The organism is Streptomyces sp. NPDC107581 (assembly GCF_055657175.1).
This window is the reverse complement of the sequence record NZ_JBVKBH010000017.1, coordinates 79409-93720: the sequence shown is the minus strand read 5'-3', so window position 1 is coordinate 93720 and position 14312 is coordinate 79409. Positions and strand designations below refer to the sequence as shown.

Sequence of the window (14312 nt, the reverse complement as noted above, 5' to 3'; positions counted from 1 at the left end):
GGAAGGAGCGACGCCCATGAGGGAGGAAACCCAGATGACGACAACGGTGGGCTACGACGTGCTCGTGGCGGGCGCCGGGCCGGTCGGCCTGATGCTCGCCACCGAACTGCGGCTGGCGGGGGTCCGGGTGCTGGTCGTCGAACGGCGGACGGAGCGCGACACCGCGCTCAAGGCAGGGGCACTCAACGCCGCCTCCGCCGAGGCGTTCCAACGGCGCGGCCTGCTCTCCGCGATAGAGGCGGTGCAGGGCCGGCAGCCGCTCCAGCAGGAGGGCACGCGGGCGCCTTCCGTCGGGCACTTCGGCGGAATCCAGGTCCCGTCGGACCCCGTCGACCAGGAGGACCCCAGCCTGCGCGGCCGCGGCCCCGAGTGGTACGTGCAGGTCCCGCAGGTCGAGGTGGAGCGGATCCTCGGGCAGCGCGCGGCGGAGCTGGGCGTCGAGGTCCGGCGCGGGGTCGAGGTGCGCGGATTCGACGCCGACGCGGACGGTGTCACCGTTCACCTGCAGGGCGGGGACGAGGTGCGCGTGGCATGGCTCGTCGGTTGCGACGGAGGCCGCAGCCTGGTCCGCCGTCACGCGGGCTTCGAGTTCCCCGGCACGGATCCGCAGATCACGGTCCGGCAGGCGGTGGGCACCGTGGAGGGGGCGGAGCGGCTCGGGCGCGGCTGGCAGCACACCCCCACGGGCGTCTACGTCCACGGGCCGGGACCGGGTCGTGTCCGCACCGTCGAGTTGGACGGCCCGCCGGCGGATCGGGAGGCACCGGTCACGGCGGCCGAGATGGAGGCCAGCCTGCGGCGCGTGAGCGGCGCCGACGTCCGCGTGACCGAGATCGGCGCCGGCACGCGCTTCACGGACCATGCGCGGCAGGCGACGACCTATCGGCGGGGCCGTGTGCTCCTGTGCGGCGACGCTGCCCACGTGCACTCGCCGTTCAGCGGCCAGGGTCTGAACCTGGGGATCGGCGATGCCGTGAATCTGGGCTGGAAGCTCGGCGCCACCGTGCAGGGATGGGCGCCCGAGGGCCTTCTCGACACCTACACCGGTGAACGGCACCCGATCGGCGCCTGGGTGCTGGACTGGACGCGTGCGCAGGTGGCCGTGATGCGCGGGGACGCCTACAGCCGTGCCCTCAGGAGTGTGGTCACGGATTTCCTCGGCACACGGGACGGGGCGACCCACTACGTGAAGCGGATCTCCGGTCTGTGGCAGCGCTACGACCTGGGGGACGGCCACCCGCTGGCCGGGTCGGCGATGCCCGACCTCCGGCTGGACGACGGCACCAGGCTCTCCGACCACACCCATGCGGGCCGGACCCTGCTCGTCGATCTCGCCGGGGACGACCGGCTGGCAGTTCTGGCCAAGCCGTACGCCGGGCGTCTGGAGCTGCTGCGGGGTCGTTCGGAGGGCGCCGGGGTGACCGGCGTGACCGGCCTGCTGGTGCGTCCGGACGGCTTCGTGGCGTGGGCGTCGGCGGCCGCCGGTGACCCCACGGGCCTGGAAGCCGCCCTGACGCGCTGGCTGGGGGACGACAAGAGCGGCACCGGCCTCTGTGTGTAAGCCGTGCACGGACCCTGAACCGCAACTCTCTCCGTTCGTCCGGCGGGACTGCGCAGACGTCCGCTGCCGCGAGGACGGGGGCGAGGGTCCTCTCCCACGTGCCCTCGACGGCCCACCTGATTCCAGAAGGCCCCGTTGAGGGTGAAGTACCCGGAAGCCGACATGCGGTGCGGCCTGCCGGCGCAGGCCGCTTCGAGGAGACCGCCTGTCGGAAGTTCATCCGGTGGGTCGGCGAGTACGGCAATATGCCCGACGCCCGGGGCACCCTCACGGACGAGTAGAGCGGCCAGACCCTGAAGAGCCGGCCCGAGGGACCGTGAAGGCCTGCACGCTGGCCGGATCAAGGAGGCAATGCCATGGCCCATCGCCCACGCCCGAACGTCTGGGTCCCGGACGGTCACGGACCAGTCCGACACGGATCGCGGCTCGCGCGTATTCGGCTCGCGCGGGACTTCGCCGCGACCATGGGTTCCGGCGACAGCCCGGTGATTCCGACCGCCGAGAATCCCCTGATCATGATGGGCAACCCTCCTGGCCGACCCGCTCGGCCTCGGGTATCGGCAGGTCCGCGGCGAGCCGGTGGGCCCGGTCGAGGAGCGGATGCGCGGGGGTGGCTGCCACCCGGAAGATGCTTTCCGAGATTTCTTCCGGCGCCGTGTCGATCCGGGGGCCGGCCGCTCGTACAGGAGGTGACAGAAAGTCGCAGGACCCTGCAGTCACCAAGGAGGACGTCATGAAGCACTACTTGCTCAGCGTGGTCCAGCCGGCCGACGGCACCCCGCCCGCCCCCGAAGCGCTCGCCGCGATCATGCGTGACGTCGAGGCCTTCCACGACGAGTTGCGCGCCGCCGGAGCCTGGGTGTTCGCCGGCGGCCTGCACGGCCCCGACACCGCCACCGTGCTCCGCCCCAAGGACGGCGACGTGCTCATCACCGACGGTCCCTACGCCGAGGGCAAGGAATACCTGGGCGGCCTGTGCCTGATCAGGGCCGCCGACCTGGACGAGGCGCTGGAGTGGGGCCGTAAGGCCGCCCTGGTGATCACGCTGCCCATCGAGGTGCGGCCGTTCGTCGACGAGGACTGATGGACGACACCGCCGGCGCAGAGGCCGTCTTCCGTGCCGAGTACGGCCGCGCGGTCTCCGTCCTCGTCCGCTTCCTCGGCGACATCGACCTCGCCGAGGAAGCGGTGCAGGACGCCTTCGCCACCGCCGTACGCACCTGGCCGGAGACCGGCGTGCCGCCGAGCCCGGCCGGCTGGATCATCACCACCGCCCGCAACCGCGCGATCGACCGGCTGCGCCGCGAGTCCTCCCGGGACGCCCGGCACGCCGAGGCCGCCCGGCTGTACACGCCCCACCTGTCCGCGGCCGGCCCCTGCGCGACCGACGCACCGCCCGAGGAGGGCCCCGTGCGCGACGACCGGCTCCGTCTGATCTTCACCTGCTGCCATCCCGCACTCGCCCTCCAGGCCCGGGTCGCCCTCACCCTGCGCCTGCTCGGCGGCCTGAGCACCGCCCGGATCGCCCGCGCCTTCCTCGTGCCGGAGCCCACCCTCGCGCAGCGCCTGGTGCGGGCCAAGGCCAAGATCCGCGACGCGGGCATCCCCTACCGGGTGCCCCGCGACGCCGACCTGCCCGAACGGCTCGGCGGCGTCCTCGCCGTCGTCTATCTGATCTTCAACGAGGGCTGCTCCGGCGATCCCTCCCTGTGCGCGGAGGCGATCCGCCTCGGCCGGCTGCTCGCCGCGCTGATGCCGGACGAACCGGAGGTCACCGGCCTGCTCGCGCTGATGCTGCTGACCGAGTCCCGGCGGCCGGCCCGGCAGGACGCGGAGGGCGTCCTCGTCCCGCTGCCCGAACAGGACCGCTCCCGCTGGGACCGGGCACTCGTCGCCGAGGGCCAGGACCTGGTCCGGCGCTGCCTGCGCCGCAACCGGCCGGGGCCGTACCAGATCCAGGCCGCGATCAACGCCGTACACAGCGACAGTCCGGACGCCGCCGCCACGGACTGGCGGCAGATCCTGCGGCTGTACGACCAGCTCATGGCCGTGGCGCCGTCCCCGGTGGTCGCCCTCAACCGCGCGGTCGCCGTGGCCGAGAGCGAGGGGCCGGCCCGCGCGCTCGACCTGGTCGACGGCCTGGAACTCGACCGCTACCACGTGCTGCACGCCGTCCGCGCCGACCTGCTGCGCCGCCTGGGCCGCACCGCCGAGGCGGCGACCGAGTACGGCCTGGCCGCCGAACTGGCCGGAAGCGACGCCGAACGGGCCTACCTGGAGCGACGCCGAAGCGACACGAACCCCACGTCCGAACGGCCGACGCCGGAACCGCCCCGCACCACCACGTGACCCGTGCGAGGCCGCCGACGGTCATGTGACCCGCGTCACCGAGGACCGCCGGAATGAACTTGAGAACCTGAAAGGTTGGCAAATGCATCTACCGAGACCTAGGCTCGGGCCGAACCAGCCCGTGCACCACCAGCGAGGCATCCGTGAACCACCCCGCCATAGAGCAGCCCGCCGACATCGTGGCCCGGCTGCGCGCCACTTTCGCCACCGGCCGCACCAAGCCCGTCGAGTGGCGCACCGGCCAGCTGCACCGGCTGCGCGAGCTGCTCACGGAGCGGGGCGCCGACCTCGCCGCCGCCCTCCACGCAGACCTCGGCAAGAGCAGCACCGAGGCCTACCGCACCGAGATCGACTTCACCGTCCGGGAGATCGACCACACCCTCGACCACCTTCAGGAGTGGCTGCGCCCGGAACCCGCCCCGGTCCCGGCCCACCTCGGCGCCGACGCGACGGCCTGGACGCAGTACGACCCCCTCGGTGTCGTCCTCGTCATCGCCCCCTGGAACTACCCGGCGCAGCTGCTGCTCGCCCCGATGGTGGGCGCCCTGGCCTCCGGCAACGCGGTCGTCGCCAAGCCGAGCGAGCTGGCCCCGGCCACCTCGGCCGTCCTGGCCGAGCTGCTCCCGGCCTACCTCGACACCGACGCGGTCGCCGTGGTCGAGGGCGGGGTCCCGGAGACCACGGCCCTGCTGGCCGAGCGCTTCGACCACATCTTCTACACCGGCAACGGCACCGTCGGCCGCATCGTGATGCGCGCCGCGGCCGAGCACCTCACCCCGGTCGCCCTGGAACTGGGGGGCAAGTCCCCGGTGTTCGTCGACCGGGGCACCGACCTCGACGTGGTCGCCGACCGGCTGGCCCGCGGCAAGTTCCTCAACGCCGGCCAGACCTGTGTCGCCCCCGACTACGTCCTGACCGACCCGCGGACGGCGGCCGCCCTGGAGCCCGCGCTGGTCCGTGCGGTCGACGCACTGTTCGGCGCCGATCCGGCGCAGTCGCCGGAGTACGGCCGGATCGTCAACGAGCGGCACTTCGACCGGCTCTCGGGACTGCTCGGCTCCGGCCGGGTCGCGGTCGGCGGCGCGAGCGACCGGACGGCCAAGTACATCGCACCGACCGTCCTCGCGGACGTCGACCCGAAGTCGCCCGTGATGCAGGAGGAGATCTTCGGCCCGATCCTGCCGATCGTCACCGTGGACGGCCTGGACGAGGCGATCGGCTTCATCAACGACCGCGACAAGCCGCTAGCTCTGTACGTCTTCACCGAGTCCGAGGAGACGCGCGGGCGCATCGCCGCCGAGACCTCCTCCGGCGGCCTCGGCTACGGCCTGCCCCTCGCCCACCTCACCGTCTCCGACCTGCCGTTCGGCGGGGTCGGGGAGAGCGGCATGGGCAGCTACCACGGGCGCTACTCGATCGAGACGTTCAGCCACCGCAAGGCCGTGCTGGCCAAGCCGCTCGGCTGAACGGACGGTTCCGGGCCGGGTGTGCGACACTCCGCCGATGACCGCTGAAACGATCACCGCGGACGCCTCCGGAACCTTCGAACTGGGCGACCTGCCCGTCCACCGCATCGGCTTCGGCGCGATGCGGCTGACGGGCAGTGCCGCGTTCCATCTGGGCACCGCCAGCGACCGCGCACGCTCGATCGCCGTCCTGCGCAGAGCCGTGGAACTCGGTGTGAACCACATCGACACGGCCGCGTTCTACTTCTCCTCGCTGCGCTCCGCCAACGAACTCATCAACACCGCCCTCGCGCCGTACGCCGACGACCTGGTCATCACCACCAAGGTCGGCCCCTTCCGGGACTACTACGGGGAGTGGGGGGCCTCGGCCCGCCCCGACCAGCTGCGCGGCCACGTCGAGGAGAACCTGCGTCAGCTCGGCCGCGACCACCTCGATGTCGTCAACTTCCGGCGCCAGCAGCAGGATTCCATCGCCGAGCACGTCGGTGCCCTCGCCGAGCTGCGGGAGGCGGGACTGATCCGGCACCTCGGCGTCTCCGGCGTCCAGCCGCGCCATCTCGCCGAGGCGCTCGACATAGCCCCGGTGGTGTGCGTACAGAACCGGTACGCACTCGACCGTCCCGATCCCCTCGACGACGAGGTGCTGCGGATCTGCGGCGAACGGGGCATCGCGTTCGTACCGTTCTACGCCGTCGCGGGTGAGGCGGGGCCGCAGGCGGCGGCCGGCACCCACGACGAGGAGGTGCTCGCCGTGGCCCGCGCGCACGGCGTGAGCCCGGCTCAGATCCGTATCGCCTGGACCCTCCACCAGGGCCCGCACGTCCTCGCCATTCCCGGCACCGGCAACCCGGACCACCTGACCGAGAACGTCGCCGCGGGCGCCCTGCGGCTCACCAAGGAGGAACTGACCCGGCTGGACGCGCTGCACACCGGGACCGGCTGACGGCGCACCGGCCGGGACCACGCACCGGCCGGGACCACGCACCAGCCGGTGCGATCCCCCACCCAGGCGGTGCCTGCCCTCCCATCCGGCTGATGCCCCCCAGGCGGTGCCCGCCCCCCACGCGGCCGGTGCCGCCTGCCACCTGGCCGGTCCCCCTCACCCGGCCCGTGTCGCCCCCCACCCAGGCGGGCCGCGCACCGCCCGGCGTCCCCCCGCCCTCGTGCGAGCGATCTGCAGACATCCCGTCGCGTCGCGGGCGGCCGCGCGCACGCCGGGCGCGGGAGCTCGCCCGCCGCGGGCGCCCCCCGTATGACGGACGTCGGAGTCCGCCCGGCATCCGTCACACGAGGGGCGTCGGAGTCCGCCCGGCATCCGTCACACGAGGGGCGTCGGAGTCCGCCCGGCGCGGGCGGCGCCGCTCGTGACCGGCGCGGGCACTCCGCCGGGTCGGCACCCCGTCTGACTACAATCCTGTAGGCGGTCTTGCGGTGCGCAGACGAAGACGGGGTGAGGAACGTTCCATGACCGACGCCAAGGACGAACGCCGGCCGGCCGGTGAGCTCGAAGCGAGCGTCATGGCCGCACTCTGGGCCGCCGGCGCGCCCCGGACGCCCGGCCAGGTCCAGCAGGACCTCGGCGCGCACCTCGCCCGTACGACGGTCACGACGATCCTGACCCGCCTGCACGACAAGGGCATGGTCGAGCGGGAGCGCCAGGGCCGCGGCTATGCCTATGTCCCCCTGCAGGACGCCCAGGGCCTGACCGCACGCCGGATGCACAGCGAACTCGACCGGGACAGCGACCGCGAGACCGTGCTCGCCCGCTTCGTCGCCCAGCTCAGCCCCGACGACGAGCGCATCCTGCGCGACCTCCTCGAAGCCGATGACCGATGACCGCACTGCTCCTGCTGCCGCTGCTGCTGCCGTTCGCCCTCCCCGCACCGGCCCGGCGCATCCTGGCCCGGCTCGCCCCGACGGCCACGGCCGCCGAGCGCGCCGCCGACGAAGCCGCCGCCGGTGTCGGCGAGCGGCGCCTGACCGCCCGTGCCATCGCCCGGGCCGCCGTCGCCGGCCAGGCCGCCCGCACCGAGCGTCCCGGCTTCGCCGCCGCCGCGACGACGGGCCCCGTCCCGCAGCGCGTCCAGGCCCTGCCGGCGGAGCCGCGGGGCGTGCACCGCGCCGGCCGTCGCGCCACCGCCCTCCTGCTCGCCTGCACCGCCGTCTCCTGTGTCGCCGCGGTGACCGCGACGGCCGACTTCCACCACCGGGTGGAGATCGCCCAGGGCGACGGGAAACCCTGATCGACCGGGGCTTCCGCCCGGCCGGACGCACGCTTGCGACAGGTGACTGGCGCCCGCGAAGTTTTACGTATAACCTCACCCGCTAACCACCCCCGTTGGAAGGCCCCGATGCGACGCGTTGCCCTGGTCACCCTCGTCGTGGACGACTACGACGAGGCCATCCGCTTCTACACCGAGGCCCTCGCATTCCGGCTGGCCGAGGACGAGCCCCGGCCGGACGGCTCCCGCTGGGTCGTCGTGGAACCCGGTACGGACGGACCCGGCACCGGTCTGCTGCTGGCCCGCGCCAAGAGCGAGGACCAGCGCGCCCGCATCGGGGACCAGACCGGCGGCCGGGTCGGGTTCTTCCTGCACACCGACGACTTCGCGCGCGACCATGCCCGCATGACCGCCGCCGGCGTGACCTTCCTGGAGGAGCCCCGCCACGAGCCGTACGGCTCGGTCGCCGTCTTCCAGGACCTCTACGGCAACCGCTGGGACCTGCTCCAGCCCGCCGGCTGAGCCTCCTGCCGCCGCGCTCCTCGCGCCGCACGCTCCTACCCGCCGCATCGAACAGCCCGCTCAAGGAAAGACCCGCCATGACTGCTACGCGCGTAGACGCCGAAATGATCCGCCGCCTCCCCAAGGCCGTCCTCCATGACCACCTCGACGGCGGCCTGCGCCCCGCCACCGTCGTCGAGCTCGCGGCCGCGGTGGGCCACACGCTGCCCACCACCGACCCCGACGAGCTGGCCGCCTGGTACTACGAGGCCGCCAACTCCGGCGACCTGGTTCGCTACATAGCCACCTTCGAGCACACCCTCGCCGTGATGCAGAACCGCGAGGGCCTGCTGCGCGTCGCCGAGGAGTACGTCCTGGACCTCGCCGCCGACGGCGTCGTCTACGCCGAGGTCCGCTACGCCCCCGAGCTGAACACCAACGGCGGGCTGTCGCTGAGCGAGGTCGTGGAGACCGTCCAGGAGGGTCTCGCCGCCGGTATGGCCAAGGCGGCCGCCGCCGGCACGCCCGTCCGCGTCGGCACGCTGCTCTGCGGCATGCGCATGTTCGACCGGGTCAGCGAGGCCGCCGACCTGGCCGTCGCCTACCGCGACGCCGGTGTGGTCGGCTTCGACATCGCCGGTGCCGAGGACGGCTTCCCGCCCGCCGACCACCTGGACGCCTTCGAGCACCTGCGGCGCGAGAGCGTGCCCTTCACCATCCACGCCGGTGAGGCGCACGGCCTGCCCAGCATCCACCAGGCGCTCCAGGTGTGCGGCGCCCAGCGCATCGGTCACGGTGTGCGGATCACCGAGGACATCGTGGACGGCAAGCTCGGCCGCCTGGCCGGCTGGGTGCGCGACCGCCGCATCGCGCTGGAGATGTGCCCGACGTCCAACCTCCAGACGGGCTGCGCCACCTCCATCGCCGAGCACCCCATCACGGCCCTGAAGGACCTGGGCTTCCGGGTCACCCTCAACACCGACAACCGGCTGGTCTCCGGTACGACGATGACCCGGGAGATGTCCCTGCTGGTCGAGGAGGCCGGCTGGACCGTCGAGGACCTGCGCACGGTCACCGTGAACGCCGTCAAGAGCGCGTTCATCCCGTTCGACGAGCGCAGGGCCCTCATCGAGGACGTGGTCCTGCCGGGTTACGCGGCCGCGCTCTGAAGCAGCCCCCTGAGGTAGGCGGCCTGTCCGACGTGCTGAAGGTCGTCGGACAGGACGCTCACCAGGCGGACCCCCAGCGTGACCGGGGGGTCCCAGCGCTCGTCGACGACCCGTTCGAGATCCTTGGCGGCCAGTGAGCGCAGGGCGCCGAGGGTCTGCTCGTGCACGGCGTCGTAGTACCCGCTCAGCAGGTCGGCCGACTCGACCCGTACCTTGGCGACCTTCGCCGGACTGTGTCCGTAGCCGGTGGCGTGACGGGGCAGATCGAGGCCGAGGCGCTTCTCCCAGCCCTGGGACAGCCACACCTGGTCGAGGTCGAAGGCGTCGGCGAGGTGGTCGTCCTGCACCCGGGTGAGGTGCCAGACCAGCCAGGCGATGGAATTGGCGCCGGGATCCGGACGGAAGTGCAGCCCGTCCGGGCCGAGGCCGTCGAGGGCGGCATGGACTTCTTCCCGGATGCGGCCGTAGCCGTCGATGAGGACGTCCTTTGCATGCATGCGTCCACCATCGCGCATCGCACGCGGTCATGCGTCCGCAATCCAGCTCCCGTGGAAGCCGAGCGGCACCCGCCCCGGCAGATGGATCCGCGCCAGCGGTTCGCCGGTGAAGTCCTGCGCGGCGAGGATCACCAGGTCGGCGGCGCCCCGGTCCGGGTCGTGGACATAGGCGAGGGCGTAGCCGTCGTCCTCCGCGGCCCGCCCGCTGCCCGGATCGCGCGGCACGAACACCGCCTCGCCCGCGGCCGCGTGCCGGGGCAGCCGGTGCACCTGGGCGGTTCCGCGCAGCAGATCGTGCTTGAACAGCGCGTTGGAGAAGGCCCGGTCCGGCGGGGTGCCGCCGTCGGGGGTGAGGTACGCGAGCGTCATGTCGGCGGCCGCGGCCGAGTAGCCGTAGCGGTGCCGGCGGGCGACCAACGACTCGTTGACCCGCGGGAATTCCTGCGGCCGGTCGTCCAGGACCCGCTGGTGCACGCTCCCGTGGCGCAGGTCGACGGTCCAGCGTTCGAGCTTCACCGTGCCGGCCCCGTACGGCCCGCCGGAGCCGCACCCGGCGACCTGGAACGGCGCCGGATACGTCGTCAGGTCGACGACCACCGAGGAGCCCTCGTCGTAGGCGTTGAGCGTGTGCGAATAGAAGACCGGGTCGATGCCGAACCAGCGCACCGGGCCGCCGGCGCGCCGCATGACCCCCACCCGGGTCGGGTGCTTCCGGTTCCAGATGTACGGCACCGGGGCGCCGCGTCCGGCGGCCGCCGGGTCGAAGGTCACCGGGATGTCGAAGACGACGACATGCTGCTCGGTGAGGGCGAAGTCGTGCATCATCGGCGCGTCCTGCACCGGGATCCGCGTCGTGCGGGAGACCCGCCCGGCGGGGTCCACGACCATGTGCCGCACATGGTCCCAGGCCGGGTAGTAGGCGATCGCGTGGAGTTCCCCGGCGTGTGCGTCGTACTTGGTGTGGGCGGTGAACGCCCCCTCCAGGGTGCCCCGGAAGTCGTAGGTGCCCACGGTGTTCAGCTCGCCGTCCAGTTCGTACGGCAGCGGACCGCTCTCCTGCAGCGCGAGGATCCGCCCCCGGTACGGGATCACATGCGTGTTGCAGGCGAAGTCGTCCGGCGGTACCGGCCCCGGGTATGGCTCGCCGAGCTTCTGCGCCACCTGGGAGGACCGCACCCACCGGTTGCGGTACCACTCCGCCTTCCCGTCGCGCAGCCGTACCCCGTGCACCATCCCGTCGCCGAGCATCCAGTGGTGGGCGCGGGGGTCCTCCAGGCCGAGCGCATTGGGGCCGTTGCGCAGGAAGCGGCCGTTGAGCTCGCGCGGGATGCGGCCGGTGACCGGCAGGTCGAAGGCCGTCAGCTCCTCGGTGACCGGCTCGAAAGCCCCTTCGAGAAAGGGAAAGCGGCGTTGTGCCGCGGCCGGTTGCGGCCGCGCCGACGCCTGGTGCCCCGCCGTCGCGACGAGCGCGCCCGCCGCGGCGAGACCGGCCGTGCCCCGCAGCACCGTCCGCCGTGTGTGCTCTGCCATCTTCCGTCCTCCTGATCGTCGTCGAGGTGACTGACGGTCACGAGTCTGCGGCGGTCGGCGGCCGGAATCAGGAGGTCTGGGGCCCGTCCTGGGGTGGTGCCAACCCCCCTGTTTCCAGGAGCGTGACCAGCGCGCGGGCGGCGGGGCTGGTGGCCCGCTCCGGCGGCAGCAGCGCCACGGTCTCGTAAGCCGCCCCGTCCGCGCCCTGCAGCGGCAGCGCCATGAGCGAGGGCCGCTTGTGCCGGAAGTGCCGCGGTACGACGGCTATGCCGAGGTTCTCGTCGACCAGGTCGAGCAGGCTGTGCACATCGTTGACCTCCAGGGCGACCGTGCGCGGCACGCCGGCCGCGGTGAAGGCGGCGTCGGTGGTGCGGCGCGGGCCCCAGTCCGGGTGGAAGTCCACGAAGACCTCCCCGGCCAGGTCCTCCGGGGTGAGCACCGTGTCCGCAGCGGCCAGCCGGTGGCTCGGGTGGCACAGGACGGTCATCGGTTCGCTGGTCAGCGAGACCGAGCGCAGCTGGTCGCTGTCCGCCCGGGTGCGGTAGGCGAAGGCCAGGTCCAGCCGCCCCGCCGCGACCTCCTCGGCCAGGGCGCCCGAACCGGCCTGCCGCAGCCGGATCTCCACGTCCGGGTGGCACCGCCGGAAGGCCGCCAGCAGCCGCGCCACATGCACGCCGGCGATGCACTGCTCGTTGCCCAGCGCCAGTGTGCCGCGCAGCACCCCCTGCACGGCGGCCACCGCCTCGTGCGCCGACCGCACCTGTGCGAGGATCCGCTCGGCCTCCGCCAGCAGCGCGCGCCCCGCCTCGGTGAGCGTCACCCGCCGGGTGGTGCGCACGAACAGCGGCGCCCGCAGCTCCCGTTCCAGGGACCGGATGGAGGCGGACAGCCCGGACTGGGACACCATCAGGCGTTCGGCCGCCCGGGTGAAGTGCTGGTCCTCGGCGACCGCGACGAAGTGCTGGAGGTGACGCAGTTCCATGATTGAGAAGCCTAGCCGCACAATTCCATCGGATTCTCCTGTTGGACCGCTGCGCGCGGCCCGCGGAAGAGTGGCACCGGTAGTTCGAGTGCCAACCCCTCTGGAGTCGCGTTGTACACCGCACACCCCGACCGCTACGCCGACATGCCCTACCGGCGCACCGGACGCAGCGGCCTGAAACTCCCCGCGCTGTCGCTCGGCCTGTGGCACAACTTCGGGCCCGACCGGCCCGTCGAGACCCAGCGCGCCATCCTGCGCCGCGCCTTCGACCTCGGCGTCACCCACTTCGACCTGGCCAACAACTACGGCCCCCCGCCCGGCGCCGCCGAGTCCGCGCTGGGCGAGGCCCTGCGCGCCGACTTCACGCCGTACCGCGACGAGCTGGTCATCTCGACCAAGGCGGGCTACCTGATGTGGCCGGGCCCGTACGGCGAATGGGGCTCGCGCAAGTACCTGCTGTCCTCGCTCGACCAGAGCCTTGCGCGGATGGGCCTGGACCACGTCGACATCTTCTACTCGCACCGCCCCGACCCCGAGACTCCGCTGGAGGAGACGATGGGCGCCCTGCACACCGCGGTGCAGCAGGGCAAGGCGCTCTACGTCGGCGTCTCCAACTACTCGGCGGAGCAGACCCGCGAGGCCGCCCGCATCCTCGGCGAACTCGGCACCCCCCTCCTCATCCACCAGCCGCGCTACTCGATGCTCGACCGGCGCCCCGAGGACGAGGGCCTGCTGGACGCCCTGGACGAGCTGCAGGCCGGCTCCATCGTGTACTCCCCGCTGGAGCAGGGCCTGCTGTCCGGCCGCTACCTCGACGGCATCCCCGAGGGCTCCCGGGCCGCGGGCGACAGCCCCTTCCTGAACTCGGAAGCGGTCACCGAGGACCTGGTCGGCCGGCTGCGCGCCCTGGACGACATCGCCAAGTCCCGCGGCCAGACCCTGGCCCAGCTGGCCCTGGCCTGGGTGCTGCGCGGCGGCCGGGTCACCTCGGCCCTGGTCGGCGCCAGCAGCCCGCAGCAGATCGAGGACAGCGTCGGCACGATCCGCGACCTGGACTTCGAGGAGGAGGAGCTGGCCCGGATCGATGCCATCGTCGGGAAGTGAGCCGCCGGTGAGGGACTGAGCCGCGTCTGAGACGGCCGAGAACCGGGCGACGAACGGACGCGGGCGGAAATCCGTACCCCACACGTTCCGATCTCTTCGGTCTCTTCCACCGGTCTCTTCCATTGGTCTCTTCCGCCGGGTCCATCGGTCTCTTCCGCCGGGCTTCGGCGCAGGACCACGGTGAATTTCCGCGTCCCCTTTTCTGTGCGCTGCCCGTTCCCTTTTCGATCGCGTTCATGTTCCTTCCGTCGGTGTTGACGACGTTCTCCGCCCGCGGTGATCTTTTCCGGGCCACCCGTGGATTCGTTCCGGGCCTTTCCCGCCCCTGACCACCGCGAGCGGAAGAACTCGTCGCTGCCCCGGCCTCAGGCGCCCGGAAGCCGGTCCAGGAAGCCCAGCACCTGCCGGATACGGCCCTCGCCGTCCAGCGTGATCACGTCGGACCCGGCCACCGGAGCCGAGCCGTCCGCCTCGTTCACCAGTTCCCAGGAGAAGCGCGCGATGTCGTGGTGCCCGTCCACCGCACCGGTGGGACGGAACGCGAACCCCGGGAACTGCTCGTGCGCCGCGGTGATCACGGCCGCGATCTGCTCGTGGCCGCGGACGTCGGCGAGCGGGTCGGTGTAGCCGCCGTCCGCGGTCCAGGCCGCGGCGACCGCCTTCGTGAGGGCCTCGGGCTCGGTGGCGTTCCAGGCCTCGAAGTAACGGGCGACGGCGCTCTCGTAACCTTCGGTGTTCACGGTCATGGCGAATCAGCCTCCATCGAGGTCGTATCTGCTGGTCAGGAGCCGGATCCGGGTGTTCGCCGATCCGGTGTGACCACCATGCCGGAGAAACGCGGGGCGGGTCGATTACCTCCCGGGTAATACCGGGGTGCCGCACGCCGTGCGCATTTTTGGCCAGAACGGGCGCGGAATATGCCAGGAGACTG

Annotated in this window: 14 protein-coding genes; 10 read left to right on the top strand and 4 right to left on the bottom strand. The window is 72.5% G+C overall.

Annotation, left to right across the window (positions count from 1 at the left end; all coding sequences use genetic code 11):
- Positions 1-16: 16 nt before the first annotated feature.
- From ACZ7P3_RS34410 to ACZ7P3_RS34370, 9 genes are all read left to right on the top strand, one after another.
- Positions 17-1561 (top strand): FAD-dependent monooxygenase, encoded by a 1545-nt coding sequence (locus ACZ7P3_RS34410; RefSeq protein WP_472087715.1) that lies wholly within the window; start codon positions 17-19, stop codon positions 1559-1561.
- 733 nt (positions 1562-2294) lie between these two features.
- Complete coding sequence (locus ACZ7P3_RS34405) at positions 2295-2645, top strand: YciI family protein (RefSeq protein WP_472087714.1); 351 nt, start codon at positions 2295-2297, stop codon at positions 2643-2645.
- Positions 2645-3910 carry an RNA polymerase sigma factor gene (locus ACZ7P3_RS34400; protein WP_472087712.1) on the top strand — a complete coding sequence of 422 codons (1266 nt, stop codon included), beginning with the start codon at positions 2645-2647 and terminating at the stop codon, positions 3908-3910. Before ACZ7P3_RS34405 ends, ACZ7P3_RS34400 begins: the two co-directional genes overlap by 1 nt.
- A gap of 143 nt (positions 3911-4053) precedes the next feature.
- Positions 4054-5376, top strand: a complete 1323-nt coding sequence (locus ACZ7P3_RS34395; protein WP_472087711.1) for an aldehyde dehydrogenase family protein — start codon at positions 4054-4056, stop codon at positions 5374-5376.
- Positions 5377-5413: 37 nt separating this feature from the next.
- On the top strand, positions 5414-6319 hold the full coding sequence (locus ACZ7P3_RS34390; RefSeq protein ID WP_472087709.1) for an aldo/keto reductase: 906 nt from the start codon (positions 5414-5416) through the stop codon (positions 6317-6319).
- 521 nt (positions 6320-6840) lie between these two features.
- Positions 6841-7212: a BlaI/MecI/CopY family transcriptional regulator gene (locus tag ACZ7P3_RS34385; RefSeq protein WP_472087707.1), complete on the top strand. Its 372-nt coding sequence runs from the start codon at positions 6841-6843 to the stop codon at positions 7210-7212.
- Complete coding sequence (locus ACZ7P3_RS34380) at positions 7209-7619, top strand: hypothetical protein (protein ID WP_472087706.1); 411 nt, start codon at positions 7209-7211, stop codon at positions 7617-7619. The genes ACZ7P3_RS34385 and ACZ7P3_RS34380 overlap by 4 nt, the downstream gene beginning before the upstream one ends.
- A 108-nt stretch (positions 7620-7727) precedes the next feature.
- Entirely contained in the window at positions 7728-8120 is a 393-nt protein-coding gene (locus ACZ7P3_RS34375) for a VOC family protein (protein ID WP_472087704.1), read from the top strand.
- Positions 8121-8197: 77 nt separating this feature from the next.
- Complete coding sequence (locus ACZ7P3_RS34370; protein WP_472087702.1) at positions 8198-9268, top strand: adenosine deaminase; 1071 nt, start codon at positions 8198-8200, stop codon at positions 9266-9268.
- Here the strand turns inward: ACZ7P3_RS34370 and ACZ7P3_RS34365 are convergent.
- The 3 genes from ACZ7P3_RS34365 to ACZ7P3_RS34355 form a co-directional block, all read right to left on the bottom strand.
- On the bottom strand, positions 9250-9765 hold the full coding sequence (locus tag ACZ7P3_RS34365; RefSeq protein WP_472087700.1) for a mycothiol transferase: 516 nt from the start codon (positions 9763-9765) through the stop codon (positions 9250-9252). The genes ACZ7P3_RS34370 and ACZ7P3_RS34365 overlap by 19 nt on opposite strands.
- A 27-nt stretch (positions 9766-9792) precedes the next feature.
- The gene (locus ACZ7P3_RS34360) at positions 9793-11295 is read right to left on the bottom strand and encodes a carotenoid oxygenase family protein (RefSeq protein ID WP_472087698.1); all 1503 of its coding nucleotides are present in this window, start codon (positions 11293-11295) and stop codon (positions 9793-9795) included.
- 67 nt (positions 11296-11362) lie between these two features.
- Positions 11363-12277: a LysR family transcriptional regulator gene (locus ACZ7P3_RS34355; RefSeq protein WP_472087697.1), complete on the bottom strand. Its 915-nt coding sequence runs from the start codon at positions 12275-12277 to the stop codon at positions 11363-11365.
- A gap of 111 nt (positions 12278-12388) precedes the next feature.
- Here ACZ7P3_RS34355 and ACZ7P3_RS34350 point away from each other — a divergent pair, with 111 nt between their 5' ends.
- Positions 12389-13381, top strand: a complete 993-nt coding sequence (locus ACZ7P3_RS34350) for an aldo/keto reductase (RefSeq protein WP_472087695.1) — start codon at positions 12389-12391, stop codon at positions 13379-13381.
- 365 nt (positions 13382-13746) lie between these two features.
- On the opposite strand, the gene ACZ7P3_RS34345 is transcribed toward ACZ7P3_RS34350, so the two are convergent.
- Positions 13747-14127 carry a nuclear transport factor 2 family protein gene (locus tag ACZ7P3_RS34345; RefSeq protein ID WP_472087694.1) on the bottom strand — a complete coding sequence of 127 codons (381 nt, stop codon included), beginning with the start codon at positions 14125-14127 and terminating at the stop codon, positions 13747-13749.
- Positions 14128-14312 lie beyond the last annotated feature (185 nt).